The organism is Spirosoma taeanense (genome assembly GCF_013127955.1).
In the GTDB taxonomy this organism is placed as follows: domain Bacteria; phylum Bacteroidota; class Bacteroidia; order Cytophagales; family Spirosomataceae; genus Spirosoma; species Spirosoma taeanense.
The window spans coordinates 5188846-5204123 of the sequence record NZ_CP053435.1 but is presented as its reverse complement, the minus strand read 5'-3'; the positions used below and the strand labels follow the sequence as shown (position 1 = coordinate 5204123).

15 protein-coding genes are annotated in these 15278 nt (G+C 52.1%); 10 read left to right on the top strand and 5 right to left on the bottom strand.

What is annotated here, in order from left to right:
- Positions 1 to 4: 4 nt before the first annotated feature.
- Both HNV11_RS21575 and HNV11_RS21570 read left to right on the top strand, forming a co-directional pair.
- Positions 5 to 2299, top strand: a complete 2295-nt coding sequence (locus HNV11_RS21575) for an ATP-dependent helicase (protein ID WP_171741638.1) — start codon at positions 5 to 7, stop codon at positions 2297 to 2299.
- Positions 2300 to 2431: 132 nt separating this feature from the next.
- A complete protein-coding gene (locus HNV11_RS21570; protein WP_171741637.1) occupies positions 2432 to 4042 on the top strand; it encodes an OmpA family protein in 1611 nt (536 codons plus the stop codon).
- Between the two features lie 51 nt (positions 4043 to 4093).
- Here the strand turns inward: HNV11_RS21570 and HNV11_RS21565 are convergent, their stop codons facing one another.
- Complete coding sequence (locus tag HNV11_RS21565) at positions 4094 to 4867, bottom strand: hypothetical protein (RefSeq protein WP_171741636.1); 774 nt, start codon at positions 4865 to 4867, stop codon at positions 4094 to 4096.
- A 244-nt stretch (positions 4868 to 5111) separates the two neighbouring features.
- Here HNV11_RS21565 and HNV11_RS21560 point away from each other — a divergent pair, with 244 nt between their 5' ends.
- From HNV11_RS21560 to HNV11_RS21540, 5 genes are all read left to right on the top strand, one after another.
- The gene (locus HNV11_RS21560; protein WP_171741635.1) at positions 5112 to 5492 is read left to right on the top strand and encodes a DUF3887 domain-containing protein; all 381 of its coding nucleotides are present in this window, start codon (positions 5112 to 5114) and stop codon (positions 5490 to 5492) included.
- Between the two features lie 68 nt (positions 5493 to 5560).
- Entirely contained in the window at positions 5561 to 5881 is a 321-nt protein-coding gene (locus HNV11_RS21555) for a DUF3467 domain-containing protein (protein WP_171741634.1), read from the top strand.
- Between the two features lie 127 nt (positions 5882 to 6008).
- A complete protein-coding gene (rpsL, locus tag HNV11_RS21550; RefSeq protein ID WP_171741633.1) occupies positions 6009 to 6431 on the top strand; it encodes a 30S ribosomal protein S12 in 423 nt (140 codons plus the stop codon).
- A gap of 60 nt (positions 6432 to 6491) precedes the next feature.
- The gene (gene rpsG, locus HNV11_RS21545; RefSeq protein ID WP_171741632.1) at positions 6492 to 6959 is read left to right on the top strand and encodes a 30S ribosomal protein S7; all 468 of its coding nucleotides are present in this window, start codon (positions 6492 to 6494) and stop codon (positions 6957 to 6959) included.
- Positions 6960 to 7042: 83 nt separating this feature from the next.
- The gene (locus HNV11_RS21540) at positions 7043 to 7912 is read left to right on the top strand and encodes an aldose 1-epimerase family protein (protein ID WP_171741631.1); all 870 of its coding nucleotides are present in this window, start codon (positions 7043 to 7045) and stop codon (positions 7910 to 7912) included.
- A 63-nt stretch (positions 7913 to 7975) separates the two neighbouring features.
- Here the strand turns inward: HNV11_RS21540 and HNV11_RS21535 are convergent, their stop codons facing one another.
- Positions 7976 to 8860, bottom strand: a complete 885-nt coding sequence (locus HNV11_RS21535; RefSeq protein ID WP_171741630.1) for an OmpA/MotB family protein — start codon at positions 8858 to 8860, stop codon at positions 7976 to 7978.
- Positions 8861 to 9248: 388 nt separating this feature from the next.
- On the opposite strand from HNV11_RS21535, the gene HNV11_RS21530 reads away from it, so the two are divergent.
- The 3 genes from HNV11_RS21530 to HNV11_RS21520 all read left to right on the top strand — a co-directional run bounded on the left by HNV11_RS21530 (position 9249) and on the right by HNV11_RS21520 (position 13017).
- Positions 9249 to 10355, top strand: a complete 1107-nt coding sequence (locus HNV11_RS21530; RefSeq protein WP_240163632.1) for a lactonase family protein — start codon at positions 9249 to 9251, stop codon at positions 10353 to 10355.
- A gap of 24 nt (positions 10356 to 10379) precedes the next feature.
- A complete protein-coding gene (locus tag HNV11_RS21525; protein WP_171741628.1) occupies positions 10380 to 12350 on the top strand; it encodes a glycoside hydrolase family 97 protein in 1971 nt (656 codons plus the stop codon).
- A gap of 70 nt (positions 12351 to 12420) precedes the next feature.
- Positions 12421 to 13017: a 3-keto-disaccharide hydrolase gene (locus HNV11_RS21520; RefSeq protein WP_171741627.1), complete on the top strand. Its 597-nt coding sequence runs from the start codon at positions 12421 to 12423 to the stop codon at positions 13015 to 13017.
- Here HNV11_RS21520 and HNV11_RS24050 read toward each other — a convergent pair.
- The 3 genes from HNV11_RS24050 to HNV11_RS21505 form a co-directional block, all read right to left on the bottom strand.
- The gene (locus HNV11_RS24050) at positions 12977 to 13381 is read right to left on the bottom strand and encodes a hypothetical protein (RefSeq protein WP_240163629.1); all 405 of its coding nucleotides are present in this window, start codon (positions 13379 to 13381) and stop codon (positions 12977 to 12979) included. The two genes, HNV11_RS21520 and HNV11_RS24050, sit on opposite strands and share 41 nt — an antisense overlap.
- Before the next feature lie 149 nt (positions 13382 to 13530).
- A complete protein-coding gene (locus tag HNV11_RS21510; protein ID WP_171741626.1) occupies positions 13531 to 14013 on the bottom strand; it encodes a VOC family protein in 483 nt (160 codons plus the stop codon).
- 19 nt (positions 14014 to 14032) lie between these two features.
- The gene (locus tag HNV11_RS21505) at positions 14033 to 15145 is read right to left on the bottom strand and encodes an AI-2E family transporter (protein ID WP_171741625.1); all 1113 of its coding nucleotides are present in this window, start codon (positions 15143 to 15145) and stop codon (positions 14033 to 14035) included.
- Between the last annotated feature and the right edge of the window lie 133 nt (positions 15146 to 15278).

Here is a 15278-nt window from a genome sequence, read left to right as displayed (position 1 = left end):
CCTAATGGTTGATTATATTTCTGGATTGAATGACCCCCAGCGGGAAGCCGTTATGCACGGCGACGGCCCGCTGATGATTATAGCGGGTGCCGGTTCGGGCAAGACGCGCGTGCTGACTTACCGCATTGCGCACCTGATTGAAAACGGTGTTGATCCGTTCCGGATTCTGGCCCTGACATTTACCAATAAAGCCGCCGGCGAAATGCGCCACCGGATTGAAAAGGTGGTCGGTTCCGAGGCCCGGAATATCTGGATGGGTACGTTCCACTCGGTGTTTGCCAAGATTCTGCGCATTGAAGCGAAGGCCATCGGCTACACCTCCAACTTCTCGATCTACGATACCGACGATTCGAAGTCGTTGCTGCGGAGCATCGTTAAGGAGATGGGGCTGGACGATAAAGTGTATCGGGTCAACAACGTTTTCGGGCGGATTTCAGGGGCCAAGAACCGGCTCATCGGACCGGACGATTACCTGAACAACTCAGTGATCCAGGCGGATGACGAATCGGCCCGCATGCCTCATATCGGGCGCATTTATAAGCAGTATGCTATGCGCTGCTTTGCGGCCAACGCGATGGACTTCGACGACCTGCTGTTTAACACGAACGTACTGTTCCGCGACCACCTGGACATTCTGCACAAGTACCAGCACAAGTTTCAGCACGTGATGGTCGATGAGTTTCAGGATACCAACGTGTCGCAGTACCTTATTACGCGCAAACTGGCGGCCGTGCACCAGAATATCTGCGTTGTGGGCGACGATGCGCAGAGTATCTATGCGTTCCGGGGCGCAAACATTGAGAACATCCTCAATTTTCAGCGCGACTACGGCAAGGACGCCGTCAAGATTGTAAAGCTGGAGCAGAATTACCGTTCCACCAACACCATCGTACAGGCGGCTAACTCGATTATTGCCCGTAACAAAAACCAGCTCGAAAAGCACGTCTTCACCGACAACGAAGCCGGTCCGTTGATCGACGTAATCAAAGCGTCGTCGGATAACGAAGAAGGGCGGCTGGTTGCCTCGGCAATCTTTGAAACGAAGATGAACGAAGGGCTGACTAATAACGACTTCGCCATTCTCTACCGCACCAACGCGCAGTCGCGGGCGTTTGAAGAAGCCCTGCGCAAGATGAGCATCAAGTACCGCATCATCGGGGGTTTGTCGTTCTATCAGCGTAAAGAAATTAAGGACCTGATTGCTTACCTGCGCTTCACGGTGAACCAGCAGGACGAAGAAGCGTTCAAGCGGATCATTAACCTGCCCAAACGTGGTATCGGCGACACGACCGTTGCTAAAATCAGCGTCATTGCGGCCGAGAAAGAAGATTCGGTCTGGGAAATTGTTGCCGATATTAACAAGCACGTTACGGGCCGGTCGGCGATTGCCATTGAGGGTTTCGCCGATCTGATCAAGAGTTTCAAACTCTTGCTCGATCAGAAAGATGCCTTTGAAGTAGCCTCACACATTGCCAAAGCGTCGGGTCTGCTCAAAGAATTGTACGACGATAAAACCGTCGAAGGGCTGGCCCGCTACGAGAACGTACAGGAATTGCTGAACGCCATCAAAGAGTTTGTCGATAATCCCGATAACGACGACAAGAGTCTCGGCGCGTTTCTGCAATCCGTCTCGCTGCTGACCACCGCCGACGAGAAAGAAGATGACGGTGACAATGATAAAGTCACGCTGATGACTATTCACGCGGCCAAGGGTCTGGAGTTTAAGAACGTTCATATCGTTGGGCTGGAAGAAGACCTGTTCCCCAGCCAAATGATGCTCGAAAGCCGCAGCGATCTGGAAGAGGAACGGCGTTTGTTTTACGTAGCAATTACTCGTGCCGAGAAACGCCTGAGCATGTCCTACGCCGAAACGCGTTATCATTACGGTCGGTTGAAGATGTGCGAGCCAAGCCGGTTTCTGATGGAAATCGACCAGAAATACCTGAAAATGTCGAAGCTGCGTTCGGTACCCAGCCGGCTGGACTTTGACCGGCCCGAGCGCGATCGCAGCGAAACCACATCAGCCGGATCCATGTCGTTCGTGCGGTCGCTGGCGCAGAAAACGGCCCAGCGCCAGGCCCCTCAGCCAACAGTTACGCACACGCCTTCCGCCGATTTTACGCCCACCAGCACGGCTGAACTGGCGGCTGGACAGCGCGTTGAGCATGCCAAGTTTGGCTTTGGAACGGTCAAGAGCGTGGACGTAAACGGTACAGAGCGTAAAGCCACTATTCAGTTTGAGAAAGCCGGTGAGAAAGTGTTGCTGCTGAGCTTTGCCAAACTGCGAGTGGTTGCCTGAGTTAAATAGCCAACAAGGACATGAGCAGCTCATGTCCTTGTTGGCTATTCGGGCCTGTCTGCCTGGCATACAAAACCTCTACTCGCTGTCGTTCTTTTCTAAAAGTCTCCCACTTTTCTTTTGCACAACCCCATGAACGCCCCCGGTGTCGTTGCTGCCAGCCTGATGCTGTTTGTTACGCTGGCTACGAACGCCCAGTCTTCCCGTGATTCAAGCCGTGTCGAAAATCTCGGCAATCAGGTCAACTCGGAGTATAATGAGATTAATCCGATGATTGCGCCTGATGGCCGGACGCTTTATTTTGCCCGGATCAGTCACCCGAATAATACCCACGGCACCAAAGGCAGTCAGGATATCTGGTACTCTGAGTTTGATGAGAGCAACAAACAGTGGGGGCCAGCCCGCCGGATGGGCTTCCCGTTGAACAAGGATGAGTATAACTGCGCTTATAGCATTACGCCGGATGGGCAAACGATGCTTATAAAAGGCGCTTACACCAACGGTAATTATGAAACCCGGGGGTTTTCGCTCAGCAAGCGGACGGCCAGTGGATGGTCGCCCCCGCAGAAACTGAACATTCCGGGCTACGTCAACATGAGCAAAGGCCAGTTTGACTGTGGGTTTCTATCGGCCGATGGAAAGGTGCTGCTGATGGCGTTCAGCGAGAAGAAAAACAGCAAGGAAGACGACATTTACGTTAGTTTTCGGCAGAAAGACGGTTCCTGGTCAAAGCCCATGGACTTGGGCCCGGAGGTAAATACCAAGTTCACCGAAACAACGCCGTTTCTGGCACCCGATGGGGCAACGCTTTACTTTTCGAGCAATCGCGAGGGCGGCCTGGGCAGCAACGATATTTATGTCTGCAAGCGCGTTGATAAAACCTGGAAGCACTGGTCGAAGCCCGTCAACCTTGGCCCGAACGTAAACACCGATGGCTATGACGCTTACTACTCGCTCTCGGCTTCGGGCGAGTATGCTTACCTGACTACGTTCAAGAATACGCTTGGCAAGGGCGACATTGTCCGGGTTAAACTCACTGATGATCGGCCAGCCGACCAGCCGGGCAAAGTGGGTGGGAGCGAGGACGTAGCCAGCACGCCCAGCCTTCGGCCCGACCCGGTAGCGCTCATCAGCGGAAAGGTCATTGACCAGACGACGGGCAAGCCGGTCGAAGCCCGCATTATTTACCAGACCCTGCCCGACGGCACTGAAGCGGGTGAGGCCACGTCCGACCCTATTACGGGTGAGTATAAGATTGTGTTGCCCTACGGTCAGAAGTATTCCATGCGCGCTATCGCGAAAGACTTCATTGCGGAAGGTGATAATGTAGATTTAACTCAGACCAAAGGGTATCAGGAAATTAAAGGCAAGGAGTTGAAGCTGGTGCCGATTGAAGTTGGGCGGTCAATCCGGTTGAACAATATCTTCTTCGATACGGGTAAATCAGAACTTCGTCCGGAGTCCGGCCCTGAACTCGACCGTCTGGTAACGACGCTGAACGAAGCGCCTAAGATGGTAATTGAAGTGCGCGGCCACACAGACAACACGGGTTCCAACGAAATCAATGCCAAGCTCTCGCAGGACCGTGCCGATGCCGTTCGTGAATACTTTATCAGTAAAGGAATTGAGCCCGACCGTATTGCCAGCAAAGGCTTTGGCGAGACCAAGCCGGTCTCTACTAACGACACGGATGAAGGCCGTCAGCAAAACCGGCGGGTAGAGTTTGTGATCGTTAAAAAATAATGTAATCGGGGAAATTCACCGCGATTAGTGAATTGCCCCGATTACGTTTGCTTAGTCCAGTCCCGGTCGCTGGAAGGCACGGGCATCGGGAAACACCGTTTCCAACTCCCGGCGTAGTCGGCTCAATAGAGATAGTAGATCCAATAGGGCGTCGGTTTTTTCAGGATAGTGCTGCATCACCGTTTGCCAGGCTAACAGCGACCGATCAATGCTTACCAGCACCAATTTGGCTTTGCCAAGATGGTAATTGACCAGACGCATATTTTCGGTGGGTTCGGCCAGAGCACGGAGCGCCGATTGCGTTTTGACCGGAATCAGCGTGCGATACCACCGGATCATCTCCCAGGCGTCTTTCAGTGCGTGCAGCGTCGGCATTGCTTCTTCCTGAGTCCGTAATCCCAGTTCCACTTCGTGCAGTTGCTGCTGACCGGCCTGTTCCAGAAAATCCTTTTCTTCCTTCATCCAGATACCCGTCTGCCGCAGGTAGTCATTGGCCAGCATAGTGGCAGAGTGTTGCCGAATAGGCCGCGCTGCGGTGTCTTCACGCTGAACGGCTTTCTGCTCCAGCGTCTGGGTTTGCTCTTCGGTAGGGGCATTCAGAACATCGTTACCCTGGGCGCGGGTCAGATTATCAATGTACTGCTTAGTCAGGGTCAGAGCATCGGTCAGTTGTTGCACCAGATTTCCTCCCGCATCCATCGTTTTGGCGAGGCCAGTCTCCGATTGAATCTGGAAACTACGGCAACGGGCAGTAAATAAACAGCGTTCACACCAGGTATCGCAGTAATTGTAAATACCTGCAATCAGATCAGGTTGTACATTCATTCAAAAACACGGTAGGAGTTGAGATAATCTTCTGTAAATATACATAATTTCAAAATATAATAGTAGATGATTTTGATACTGTGATACGAATAGATGATAAAGAGCCTTATGCCCAGAACTTTCAGTTCTGCCGTTCATCCGGTCTTACCGCCACTGAACGTAAGCAGCGTCAGCCCCTACCAATTCAACGAGAAACACCTACGTCCTGCCTACCTTTGTGCAGACTAAAACTACTTCCCTTTCCATGAAACGTCTTGCCTTCCTCATTTGCTTCGGTCTTGTGTCGTTTGCCGTTTCGGCGCAGACCCCTGCAGCTTCGCCCGAAGCAACCAAACTGGACTCGCTGGCCAGACTATCGCAGCAGTTTCTGAACAACAACCAGCCCGATTCACTCTATGCGCTGATGGGACCAGCTTTTAAACAACAGATTTCGCCCGAGAAATTAAGGGAGGTCATGAGCCAGATTGCGGGGCAGTTAGGCAAATGGGTTTCGATGGAATCCAGGAGCGTAAAAGATGGCATTGCACGCTATAAAGCTACGTTTGCTCTGGCTCCGCTCGATTTTTATATCAGTCAGGACAAACAGGGCAAGATTGAAACCTTCCTGTTTAAGCCCCTGGAATAGTAACCTACGTAGACAACGAACAGGCGGGCCGCTATTTTATCCTTATTTTTGGCAAAAATAGACCTGCTATGAATCCTCAACAAAACCCCGATGGCTCTATTGACGTCGAACTGAGCGAAGAAATCGCGGAGGGCGTCTACGCAAACTTAGCCATGATTGCCCATTCGAACAGCGAATTTATCCTGGATTTCATCCGGCTAATGCCAGGTGTTCCAAAAGCCAAGGTAAAAGCCCGCATCATTCTGACTCCTGAACATGCCAAACGGCTGCTGGAAGCTTTACGTGAGAACATCAGCCGGTTTGAAGAAGCGCATGGGGGTATTAATGAGCCGAATGACTCGTTTCGCTTTCCGGCCGGCGGCTTCGGCGGACCGGTAGGACAGGCCTGACCTGATCAAGCCGGGAACGCGTGTATATAAGCAAAAACTTTCGGTTTATTGATTGGCATTCAAGCCCTTTTCCTTATCTTTGCACCTCAAAAATCGGGAAGACTGTTTTCTGTAAACACATTAATTAATGCCTACTATACAACAATTAGTGCGTAAAGGCCGCGAGAAGCTTGAATTCAAGTCGAAATCGCCGGCTCTTGACGCCTGCCCACAACGTCGGGGCGTGTGCACGCGGGTGTACACCACGACGCCGAAGAAGCCTAACTCGGCTCTTCGTAAAGTTGCCCGTGTTCGTCTGACGAATGGTCGGGAAGTTAACGCCTATATCCCAGGCGAAGGTCACAACCTGCAGGAACACTCAATCGTCCTGATTCGGGGTGGCCGGGTGAAAGACCTGCCAGGTGTACGTTACCACATCGTACGTGGTGCGCTGGATACCGCTGGTGTAAATGGTCGTCTGCAAAGCCGTTCGAAATACGGTGCAAAACGTCCGAAACCAGGTCAGGCTCCGGCTGGCAAAGGTGCACCTGCAAAAGGTAAAAAGAAGTAATTAATCAGACTGGGCGTTGAAAAACTACGCTCAGAGTAAGACCAAAAATCTGAAGCAATCATGAGAAAGGCGAAACCGCCCAAGCGTTACGTGTTGCCCGACCCGAAATATAAGGAGGTCCTCGTAACCAAATTTGTAAACAACCTGATGTACGAAGGCAAGAAAAGCCTGGCGTACTCCATCTTCTACGACGCGCTCGACGTGGTTGCAAAACGCACTAACGAAAGCGGTCTGGATACGTGGAAAAAGGCGTTGAACAACGTCATGCCGTCGGTTGAAGTAAAAAGCCGTCGCGTCGGTGGAGCTACCTTCCAGGTGCCAACTGAAGTACGGGCTGACCGGAAGGTCGCGGTAGGCATGAAATGGCTTATCCGGTACGCTCGTTCGCGGGGTGAGAAAACAATGGTAGACCGGCTCGCAGCCGAAATCGTCGCAGCCTCGAAAGGGGAAGGCGCGGCTGTGAAAAAGAAGGACGATACGCACCGCATGGCCGAAGCCAACAAGGCGTTCTCGCACTTCCGGTTCTAACCAACCTTATCGGCCACGTTCCCGTTGGTCGGCAAACTTGCAAAAGCCACTCAACATTGGGTGGCTTTTGTTATTTTTAGCGCATGACAACTTTAGAAAACGAGTATCTGCGCGTTTCCATTCGCCCGAAAGGCGCTGAGCTGACCTCCCTGTTTCATAAGCCCAGTGGTATCGAACATCTTTGGCAGGCCGACCCAGCCGTATGGCCCTGGCATGCGCCGAATCTGTTCCCTGTGGTGGGCGGCTGCCTGAATAACCAGCTGCTGATCAACGGCAAAACGTATCCGATGGAGCGTCACGGCTTCGCTCGCCATTCAACGTTTGACCTAACCGAATCGACGGCCAGCCATGCGGTGTTTTCACTAATTGCGACGGAAGCGACCCGCCCGGCTTACCCGTATGATTTTACGTTTCAGATCATCTATGAACTCAACGAATCAACGCTGACCGTTCGGTATCGGGTGGTCAACGAAGATAAGCAAACCATTTTCTTTTCCGTTGGGGCTCACCCGGCATTTGCCGTACCGTTTCGAGAAACCGATGCGTATGAAGATTACGTTATCGAATTCGAAAAAGAAGAGCCGCTGGAAACGCACATGCTGTCCGCAGCGGGTTACTTCACCGGAGAAACCCGGCCGGTAGCGACTCAGGGTGACCGGCTTCCGTTAACCAAACATCTGTTCGATCAGGACGCGCTGGTATTCAAAAACCTAGAATCCCGGCGCGTAGCTATTCGCAGCGATAAACACGATCATGCCGTAACGGTCGAGTATCCGGCGTTTCCGTATCTGGGCATTTGGGCTAAACCCGGTGCGCCGTTTGTCTGCATTGAGCCGTGGTTAGGTTGTGCTGATAGCGAAGGGCAGCCACGACCCATTCAGGAAAAAGAAGCCATTCAGCAACTGGAACCGGGAACCGTTTTTGAAGCCAGCTTCGACATTCGTATTCGTTAAGGCTCTAAAACTAAAAAAGCTCCAGAATTCAGGTTCTGGAGCTTTTTGTTGATTAAGCGTGTATTAGCGGCTACCACCGGCTTGTCCGCTCGACAGCAGGTTAAAGAACTGATCGAGTTTCGGCGTAATGATGATTTCCGTCCGGCGGTTTTGCTGACGACCGGAAGCGGTTGTGTTGTCATCCTTCGGGATAAACTCCGACCGGCCACCAGCGGTCATGCGCTCGGGCTGAACACCAAATTTGGTTTGCAGCGTCCGAACAACCGATGTAGCACGCAGGGCGCTCAGGTCCCAGTTGTCCTTAATCGCCGGTGTTGAAATGGGGACAATGTCGGTATGCCCTTCGACGAGAATATCCAGCTCTTTGTGGTCGTTGACAACCTTGGCCACTTTACCCAGTACGGTTTCGGCGCGGGGCGTAATGTCGTAGCTACCCGATTTGAACAGCAGTTTGTCAGAAATAGAGACGTAAACAACGCCTTTCTTCACTTCGACCTGCACATCCTGATCGTTAATGTCGTCGAGCGAGCGCTTCAGGCTCATGACCAGAGCCAGGTTCAGCGAATCTTTACGCTGGATCGACGCATTCAGATTATTCGTGTATTTGGTTTGCTCGTTCAGCGTCTCGAGCGATTTCTTGATGCTCTCTGCGCCCGATTTGCTCACGATCGACAGGTCGGACATCCGGTCGAGCAGGTTCGTGTTCGTTTTCTTCAGATAATCAACTTGCGCCTGCAGATCGCCTACTTGTTTGTCTTTACCTTGCAGATCGTTGTCTTTTGCTGACAACTGCGAACGCAGGTCGGCCGTACGCTGGTCGCAATCATTCAGAGAAGCCACGGCTTTGTCGCGCGCTTCCTGAAGGGATTTGATTTCGGCCAGACGCTTCTTACTACCACAAGAGGACAGCATCGCTACAGCTGCAAAAGCAATCAATACTCGTTTCATACAGATACAGATAAGGAAATTGTTAACGGGTAACGAAAAGTAAGATTCAACGATATGGAGCCGTTAACGTAGCCAATCGTTTCACAAAGTTAATTGATTCTGGCTAACTGTTTTAACAGACTATTCCAGGTAAAGCAAATCTCATTGCAATTTTTCCTTATCGCCCGGGCAAAACTTTACTAAATAAGAGGAATTAATAGACCGTTTCCAGTGTGTGAATGTGCTATGAACCCTGATACTTGACTAAGAAGAAATACGCTTTTTTAGTTATACCGGAAGGCCTTTTCCTCAGTGAGCCAGTAAAAACAAGCGGTAGTTTCCGTTAAGTTTAGCCTTATTAATCAGAATATAGTTTACTCGCATGAACAAAATACTCGTCTGCCTAGCCATGATTTTAATCGGAGCTGCTGCCGCTGCTCAATCGGGCAATGATATTATGTACGTTGGTACGTACTCCGTCCGGGGAAGCGAAGGTATCTACGTATTTGAGTTTGATCGGAAAGCTGGCACAATGCACCAGATACAGACGGTGGCAAATGCGAAAAGCCCGTCGTTTCTGGCAGTGCATCCGTCGGGCAAGTTTTTGTATGCAGTCAATGAGGCTGCCGACCCGACAGCGTCGCTCGGGGGCGTAAGTGCGTATGCGATTGATCGGGCAACCGGAAAACTTACCTTTCTGAACAGCCAGTCATCCCTGGGCGGAGCTCCCTGTCATATCAGTATTGACCAGACCGGCAAAACGGCCTTTGTGTCGAACTATAGCGGAGGGAGTCTGGCCGTTCTGCCTATTGGCCTAGATGGGCAACTGGGCGCGGCTACGGATAGCGTTCAGAACGTAGGTAGCGGCCCAAACCAGAAACGGCAGGAGAAAGCCCACGTTCATTGCGCTACGCTGGCTCCCGATAACCGTTTCGTGTACGTGTCCGATCTGGGAACCGATAAGCTGCACATTCTTGAAATAGACGCAAAAGCCAGCACGGTTAAGCCAGCCTCAACGCCTTACGTAACGGTTAAGCCGGGTTCGGGGCCGCGTCATTCTACGTTTCATCCGAACGGCAAGTATGCCTACCTGGTTGAAGAAATGGCTTCGTCGGTTGCGGTTTTCAGTCGTGATCCCAAAACCGGCGCATTAACCTTGATTCAGGACGGCGTGAAAACCCTGCCCGATGATTTTACGGGCCAGAATACCAGCGCCGACATTCACGTTGATCCAAGCGGTAAGTTTCTGTATCAGTCCAATCGGGGTTACAATGCGCTGGCGATTTTTGCCATTGGTAACGACGGCCGGCTGACGAAAATTGGCGACCAGCCAACGGAGGGTAAAACGCCCCGTAATTTTTTGATCGATCCAAAAGGCGAGTTCGTCTTTGTGGCCAATCAGGACTCGGATAACATTACTATCTTCAAACGCGATCAGAAGTCAGGCAAGCTGACGTATACCGGCCAGTCCATAAAAGTCCCCGCACCGGTCTGTGTTATTATGGGGAATCGATAAACTCTGCTACCAATTCGTTTCGCGATGCGCGCTGTGTTCGTTGTTTTGCTGCTCGCGGAAGCGGCCTTTGGGCAAACGCGTCTGTTCGAACGTGAAGTTCAGTCGCCGGATGGCCGGATTACGCTGCTGGTGTCGGTAGCCGATAGTATCCGGCTGGCGGTGAGGTATGCCGGGCAGCCGCTGATGCAGCCATCCCCTATGGCCATGACGCTAGGAAACGGGCAGGTACTGGGCCTGACTGCAAAGGTGCAGCGCAGCCACGTCCGGACGGTACGGGATTCAATTCTGGCACCCGTAGCGACCAAGCGCCGGGTTGTTCACGACCATTACGTGGAGTTAAGCCTGGAGTTTAACGGAAACTACACGCTGGAGTTTCGAGCCTATAACGACGGCGTTGCTTATCGCTTTCGAACCACGCTGCCCGATTCGATCACGGTGCGCGACGAAACGGCCCGGTTTGTGTTTGCCAATAACCCAACGGTTTATTATCCCGCCGTTCAGCCCCGAACGGATGCCGATCGGTTCCATACGTCGTTTGAGGAGCCGTATCAGATACGGCCGTTGAATGAGATTTCTGATACGACGCTGTGCTTCTCACCGGTACTGGTTACGTCTGCGTCGGGACCAAGAGTAGTGCTGACCGAGTCCGATCTGCTGGATTATCCCGGTATGTTTCTGGCGCGGGCTGGCATATCGCTCAAAGGCGTGTTCGCGCCCTATCCACTCGCCGAACGAATGACCACCGGGGGCGAATTTCCACAGGCGGTGGTAACGCGTCGGGCCGATTTTATTGCCCGAACAACCGGACGTCGGACGTTTCCATGGCGAGTGCTGGTAATTGGCCAGGATCGGGACTTGCCCGCGTCCGACCTGGTGTATCGCCTGGCTACGCCTAGCCGCCTGACCGATGTGTCGTGGATTCGGCCGGGGAAATGTACCGACGAGTGGATCACCAACATCAATCTGTTCAACGTGCCGTTTCGGGCGGGTATCAACACGGCAACGTATAAATATTACGTGGACTTCGCAAAACGGTTCGGCTTCGACCGGATTCTGCTGGATGCTGGCTGGTCTGATTATCAGGACCTGTTTAAGATTACGCCGGGGCTGGATATGCCCGAACTAGTGGCTTACGCCCGCTCGCAGGGGGTGCGGTTAAGCATGTGGACGTTGGCAGCAACGCTCGATCGGCAACTCGAACCAGCCCTGAATCAGTTTCAGGCATGGGGTGTTGACTTCATCATGACCGATTTCATGGATCGCGATGATCAGAAGATGGTCAATTTTTATACCCGCGTGGCCGACGCCTGCGCAAAGGCAAAAATCATGATTATGTTTCACGGGGCTTACAAGCCGGCGGGTTTTGAGCGTACCTACCCCCATGCCATTACGCGTGAAGGCGTTCTGGGATCGGAGTATAACATCTGGAGCCGGAAGGCCACGCCGGATCATGATGTGCTGTTGCCGTTTATCCGGATGGTATCCGGCCCGATGGATTACGAACCTGGTTTGCTCAACAACGCAACCAAAGAACAGTTTCGCCCCATTGCCGGGCAGGTGATGTCGCAGGGAACGCGCTGCCACCAGCTGGCAATGTTTGTGGTGTATGATAGCCCCATTCCAATTTTTTCGGGGAATCCGTCGCAGGCCATGCTCGAACCGCGTTTCATGGATTTTCTAGGCAGTCTGCCGACAACCTATGACGAAACCCGGATTCTGGATGCGCAGCTTGGGGAGTATATCGTCACGGCTCGCCAAACCGGTAACGGCTGGACGCTTGGCGGCCTGACGAACTGGTCGGCCCGCGATCTGGTCTTGCCGCTCGGTTTTCTGGCTAATGGCCCGTATGAAGTGATTGGCTGTCTGGATGGCCCGAACGCCGACCGGAATCCGGTAGACTATCAGTTTATGCAGCAAACCATTGCCCGAACGGATTCATTACGTCTGCATCTGGCTCCTGGTGGCGGATTTTTAGTCCGAATACGGCGAAAATGAAGCGGGAATGCTGATATTTGATCTGATATTGTCCGAGTGTTTAATTGTTTATAACCTTAATTGTTAACCCATGAAGTATAGCTTCGCCGTTGTGCTGTTGCTGGCCGCCCTGGCCTTCACGGCCCCGACTAAAACAATCCGTCTGTTCAATGGCAAAGATCTGACCGGCTGGAAAGTTTATGGTACTGAAAAATGGTATGTTGATAACGGCGAACTCGTTTGCGAGAGCGGCCCCGACAAACAGTATGGTTACCTGGCTACCGAAGAACAGTATAAAAACTTCGACCTGTCGCTGCAGTTCAAGCAGGAGGCCAATGGCAACAGTGGCGTATTTTTCCGGTCATCCATCGAAGGCACCAAAATAAGCGGCTGGCAGGTTGAAGTTGCTCCGCCAAACCACGATACGGGCGGTATCTACGAGTCCTACGGTCGGGGCTGGTTAGTGCAGATTCCGGACGAAAAAGAAACTATCCTCAAGCCCGGCGAGTGGAACACGCTCCGGATCCGCGTAATGGGTGATCATGTCCAGACGTTTCTCAACGGCAAACCGATGGTGGACATGCACGATGAAAAAATTGGTCAGGCGAATGGTTCCGTTGCGTTGCAGATCCACGATGGTGGCGGCATTAAAGTGCGCTGGCGCAAACTGGAGCTGAAGCCCTTATAATCCAGCTTATTGTTTGTAACGTCAGCGGGTGCCGGAATATGACTCCGGCACCCGCTGACGTTTTGCTGTTCAGGCGTTTACTGGGGCAGATCAACGTAGGACATTTCACCAGAATGCCGGGGTAAGAATTGTCGGCCAGATTAGGTACGGATAAATACACGGTTCCATCTGGTGCCAGGGCCATACCATCGGGGGTATTGTATTTATCGGGAAGGGTATACAGCAACTTCGGATCGCCCACGGTTTCAACCGTCTGCTGGGCGCTGTCGAGATTACCGGTATCGGTCATATTGTTCGTGTCTTTTGTCTGGCAGCCTATAGCCAGGCTCAGCCCGAGGCAGACGGGCAGAATGAATCGATTCATGATTAAACGTTGAGAAACCGGATTGTCTCGTCGTAACAGCCTGTTCGATAAAATGTTATGGTGGCTAAAATCTTTTTGGTACCGCTTAGTTTGGTGAAAAGCAAAGCCGATGAAGTCTGTTGCTTGCTAGTCTTACGCTGATCGACCACTCATAATTCGCCCAGCAGGCTCTGCAGATCGAGTGGATGCGTGTACATCTCCAGGGAGCCATCGGCTTTGTGCGGCCACTGCTCTTTCGGGCGATCCCAGTACAGTTCGACGCCGTTACGGTCGGGGTCGTTTAAATACAAGGCTTCCGATACCCCATGATCCGACGCGCCCGTAATCGGGTACTTCGCGTCGATCAGCCGCTGAAAAGCTATGGCTAAATCCCGGCGCGTAGGATACAGGATGGCTGTATGAAACAGACCCACTGAACGCACCGGCGCCGGGGAGGCATCTTTACTGTACCAGGTGTTGAGACCGATATGGTGATGATATCCACCCGCCGAAATAAAAGCGGCTTCTTTGCCATAGGTCGTGATAAGCGAAAAGCCGAGCAGATCGCAATAAAAGGCCAGGGCGCGGTCAAGATCGGCTACTTTGAGGTGGACATGGCCAATACGGGTCTGGGCCGGGATTGTATAGTTCATAAGCAAACACGAGGCAGAATTACGTTTGCTGACCCCGGGTCCTCAATCGCCGGGACAGTCTGAATAGCCGATTGCCGGGTTGTTCGGGGGTTTGATCGCCCAGGAAAACACCCCAGGCCTGCATTCCTTCAACCCGATCGAAGATAACTTTCATCATTGCGATGGCCGGAATGGAGAGAAACATGCCCGACACACCCGCCAGCGCTCCCCCAACCAGTACGCCTACAATGGATACCAGCGCGTTGATACGCACTTTAGAGGCCACAATGAGCGGAACCAGAACGTTATTATCAATAAACTGAACGATGATAAAGACAACGAATACACCTATTATCGAGGAAGCCTCCGGGTTGTTAACTGTGGCAATGATAACAGTCAGGGCTGTTGCAACCAAACCGCCGATGTAAGGTATCAGATTCAGGATAGCGGCAATAACACTCAGCAGCACAGCGTATTCAATGCCCAGTGCCAGCAAACCTATGGCGTTAAGTGCAGCTACGCAGGCCGTTTCGGTCAGCAGGCCAACGACGTAACTTTGAATAACGCCTTTAATCTCACTTAACACTTCCCATACCCGTTTGCCATGCTCTTCGGCGAAGAGTACGATAACGAAGTGTAAGAGCATGGTACGGTAATACAATAATAGAAAGGTATAGATCGGCAGCAGGAACAACGTAGTTAGCGGCCCGGTAATCATGCCCAGCGTTTCGGTTCCCTGCAGGCTGTCCAGGGTTTCGGCCTGAGCTTTCTTAACGTACTGTTCCTGCTGACGGTAGCTGACATTGTACTGCTGCTTGACCCAACGGCGTACATCATTGTAGGCATCGTGGATATTTCGTTTCAGCTTGGGGATGTCGTCGGTAAATTCAGACAATTGCGTTGACAGGAATATGGCGACGCCCGACAGGACAATGATAGCCAGCAATATAGCCAGACTAATAGCCATGATCTTGTGCACGCCCCAGCTGACCAGCTTGTTCTCAACCGGCCGCAGCAGTACTGCCAGCAGACCGGCCATTGCGAGTGGTACCAGGATATCCTGACCTAAATATATGGCGACGGCCAGAATGCCCAGCGATAATAACGTATGGGAGAGCCGGTGATAAAAAGGCCGTTGAAGATCTGATGGCATATGTGTAGTGTTCTGGTAGTGGGGCGCAAAGTAAATGTTTTAGAACAACCTCCAAGTTTTTCTAAATCGGCTGGCACAAAAGCTCACTATAGGATCAGTTATTGAAGGCAGAGGAGATAACCCTACCGCAACA

Excerpts from the sequence above, each read along its gene's own strand:
- HNV11_RS21575 (WP_171741638.1), top strand. The coding sequence starts at position 5 with ATGGTTGATTATATTTCTGGATTGAATGACCCCCAGCGGGAAGCCGTT.
- HNV11_RS21570 (WP_171741637.1), top strand. The coding sequence starts at position 2,432 with ATGAACGCCCCCGGTGTCGTTGCTGCCAGCCTGATGCTGTTTGTTACG.
- HNV11_RS21565 (WP_171741636.1), bottom strand. The coding sequence starts at position 4,867 with ATGAATGTACAACCTGATCTGATTGCAGGTATTTACAATTACTGCGAT.
- HNV11_RS21560 (WP_171741635.1), top strand. The coding sequence starts at position 5,112 with ATGAAACGTCTTGCCTTCCTCATTTGCTTCGGTCTTGTGTCGTTTGCC.
- HNV11_RS21555 (WP_171741634.1), top strand. The coding sequence starts at position 5,561 with ATGAATCCTCAACAAAACCCCGATGGCTCTATTGACGTCGAACTGAGC.
- rpsL (WP_171741633.1), top strand. The coding sequence starts at position 6,009 with ATGCCTACTATACAACAATTAGTGCGTAAAGGCCGCGAGAAGCTTGAA.
- rpsG (WP_171741632.1), top strand. The coding sequence starts at position 6,492 with ATGAGAAAGGCGAAACCGCCCAAGCGTTACGTGTTGCCCGACCCGAAA.
- HNV11_RS21540 (WP_171741631.1), top strand. The coding sequence starts at position 7,043 with ATGACAACTTTAGAAAACGAGTATCTGCGCGTTTCCATTCGCCCGAAA.
- HNV11_RS21535 (WP_171741630.1), bottom strand. The coding sequence starts at position 8,860 with ATGAAACGAGTATTGATTGCTTTTGCAGCTGTAGCGATGCTGTCCTCT.
- HNV11_RS21530 (WP_240163632.1), top strand. The coding sequence starts at position 9,249 with ATGATTTTAATCGGAGCTGCTGCCGCTGCTCAATCGGGCAATGATATT.
- HNV11_RS21525 (WP_171741628.1), top strand. The coding sequence starts at position 10,380 with ATGCGCGCTGTGTTCGTTGTTTTGCTGCTCGCGGAAGCGGCCTTTGGG.
- HNV11_RS21520 (WP_171741627.1), top strand. The coding sequence starts at position 12,421 with ATGAAGTATAGCTTCGCCGTTGTGCTGTTGCTGGCCGCCCTGGCCTTC.
- HNV11_RS24050 (WP_240163629.1), bottom strand. The coding sequence starts at position 13,381 with ATGAATCGATTCATTCTGCCCGTCTGCCTCGGGCTGAGCCTGGCTATA.
- HNV11_RS21510 (WP_171741626.1), bottom strand. The coding sequence starts at position 14,013 with ATGAACTATACAATCCCGGCCCAGACCCGTATTGGCCATGTCCACCTC.
- HNV11_RS21505 (WP_171741625.1), bottom strand. The coding sequence starts at position 15,145 with ATGCCATCAGATCTTCAACGGCCTTTTTATCACCGGCTCTCCCATACG.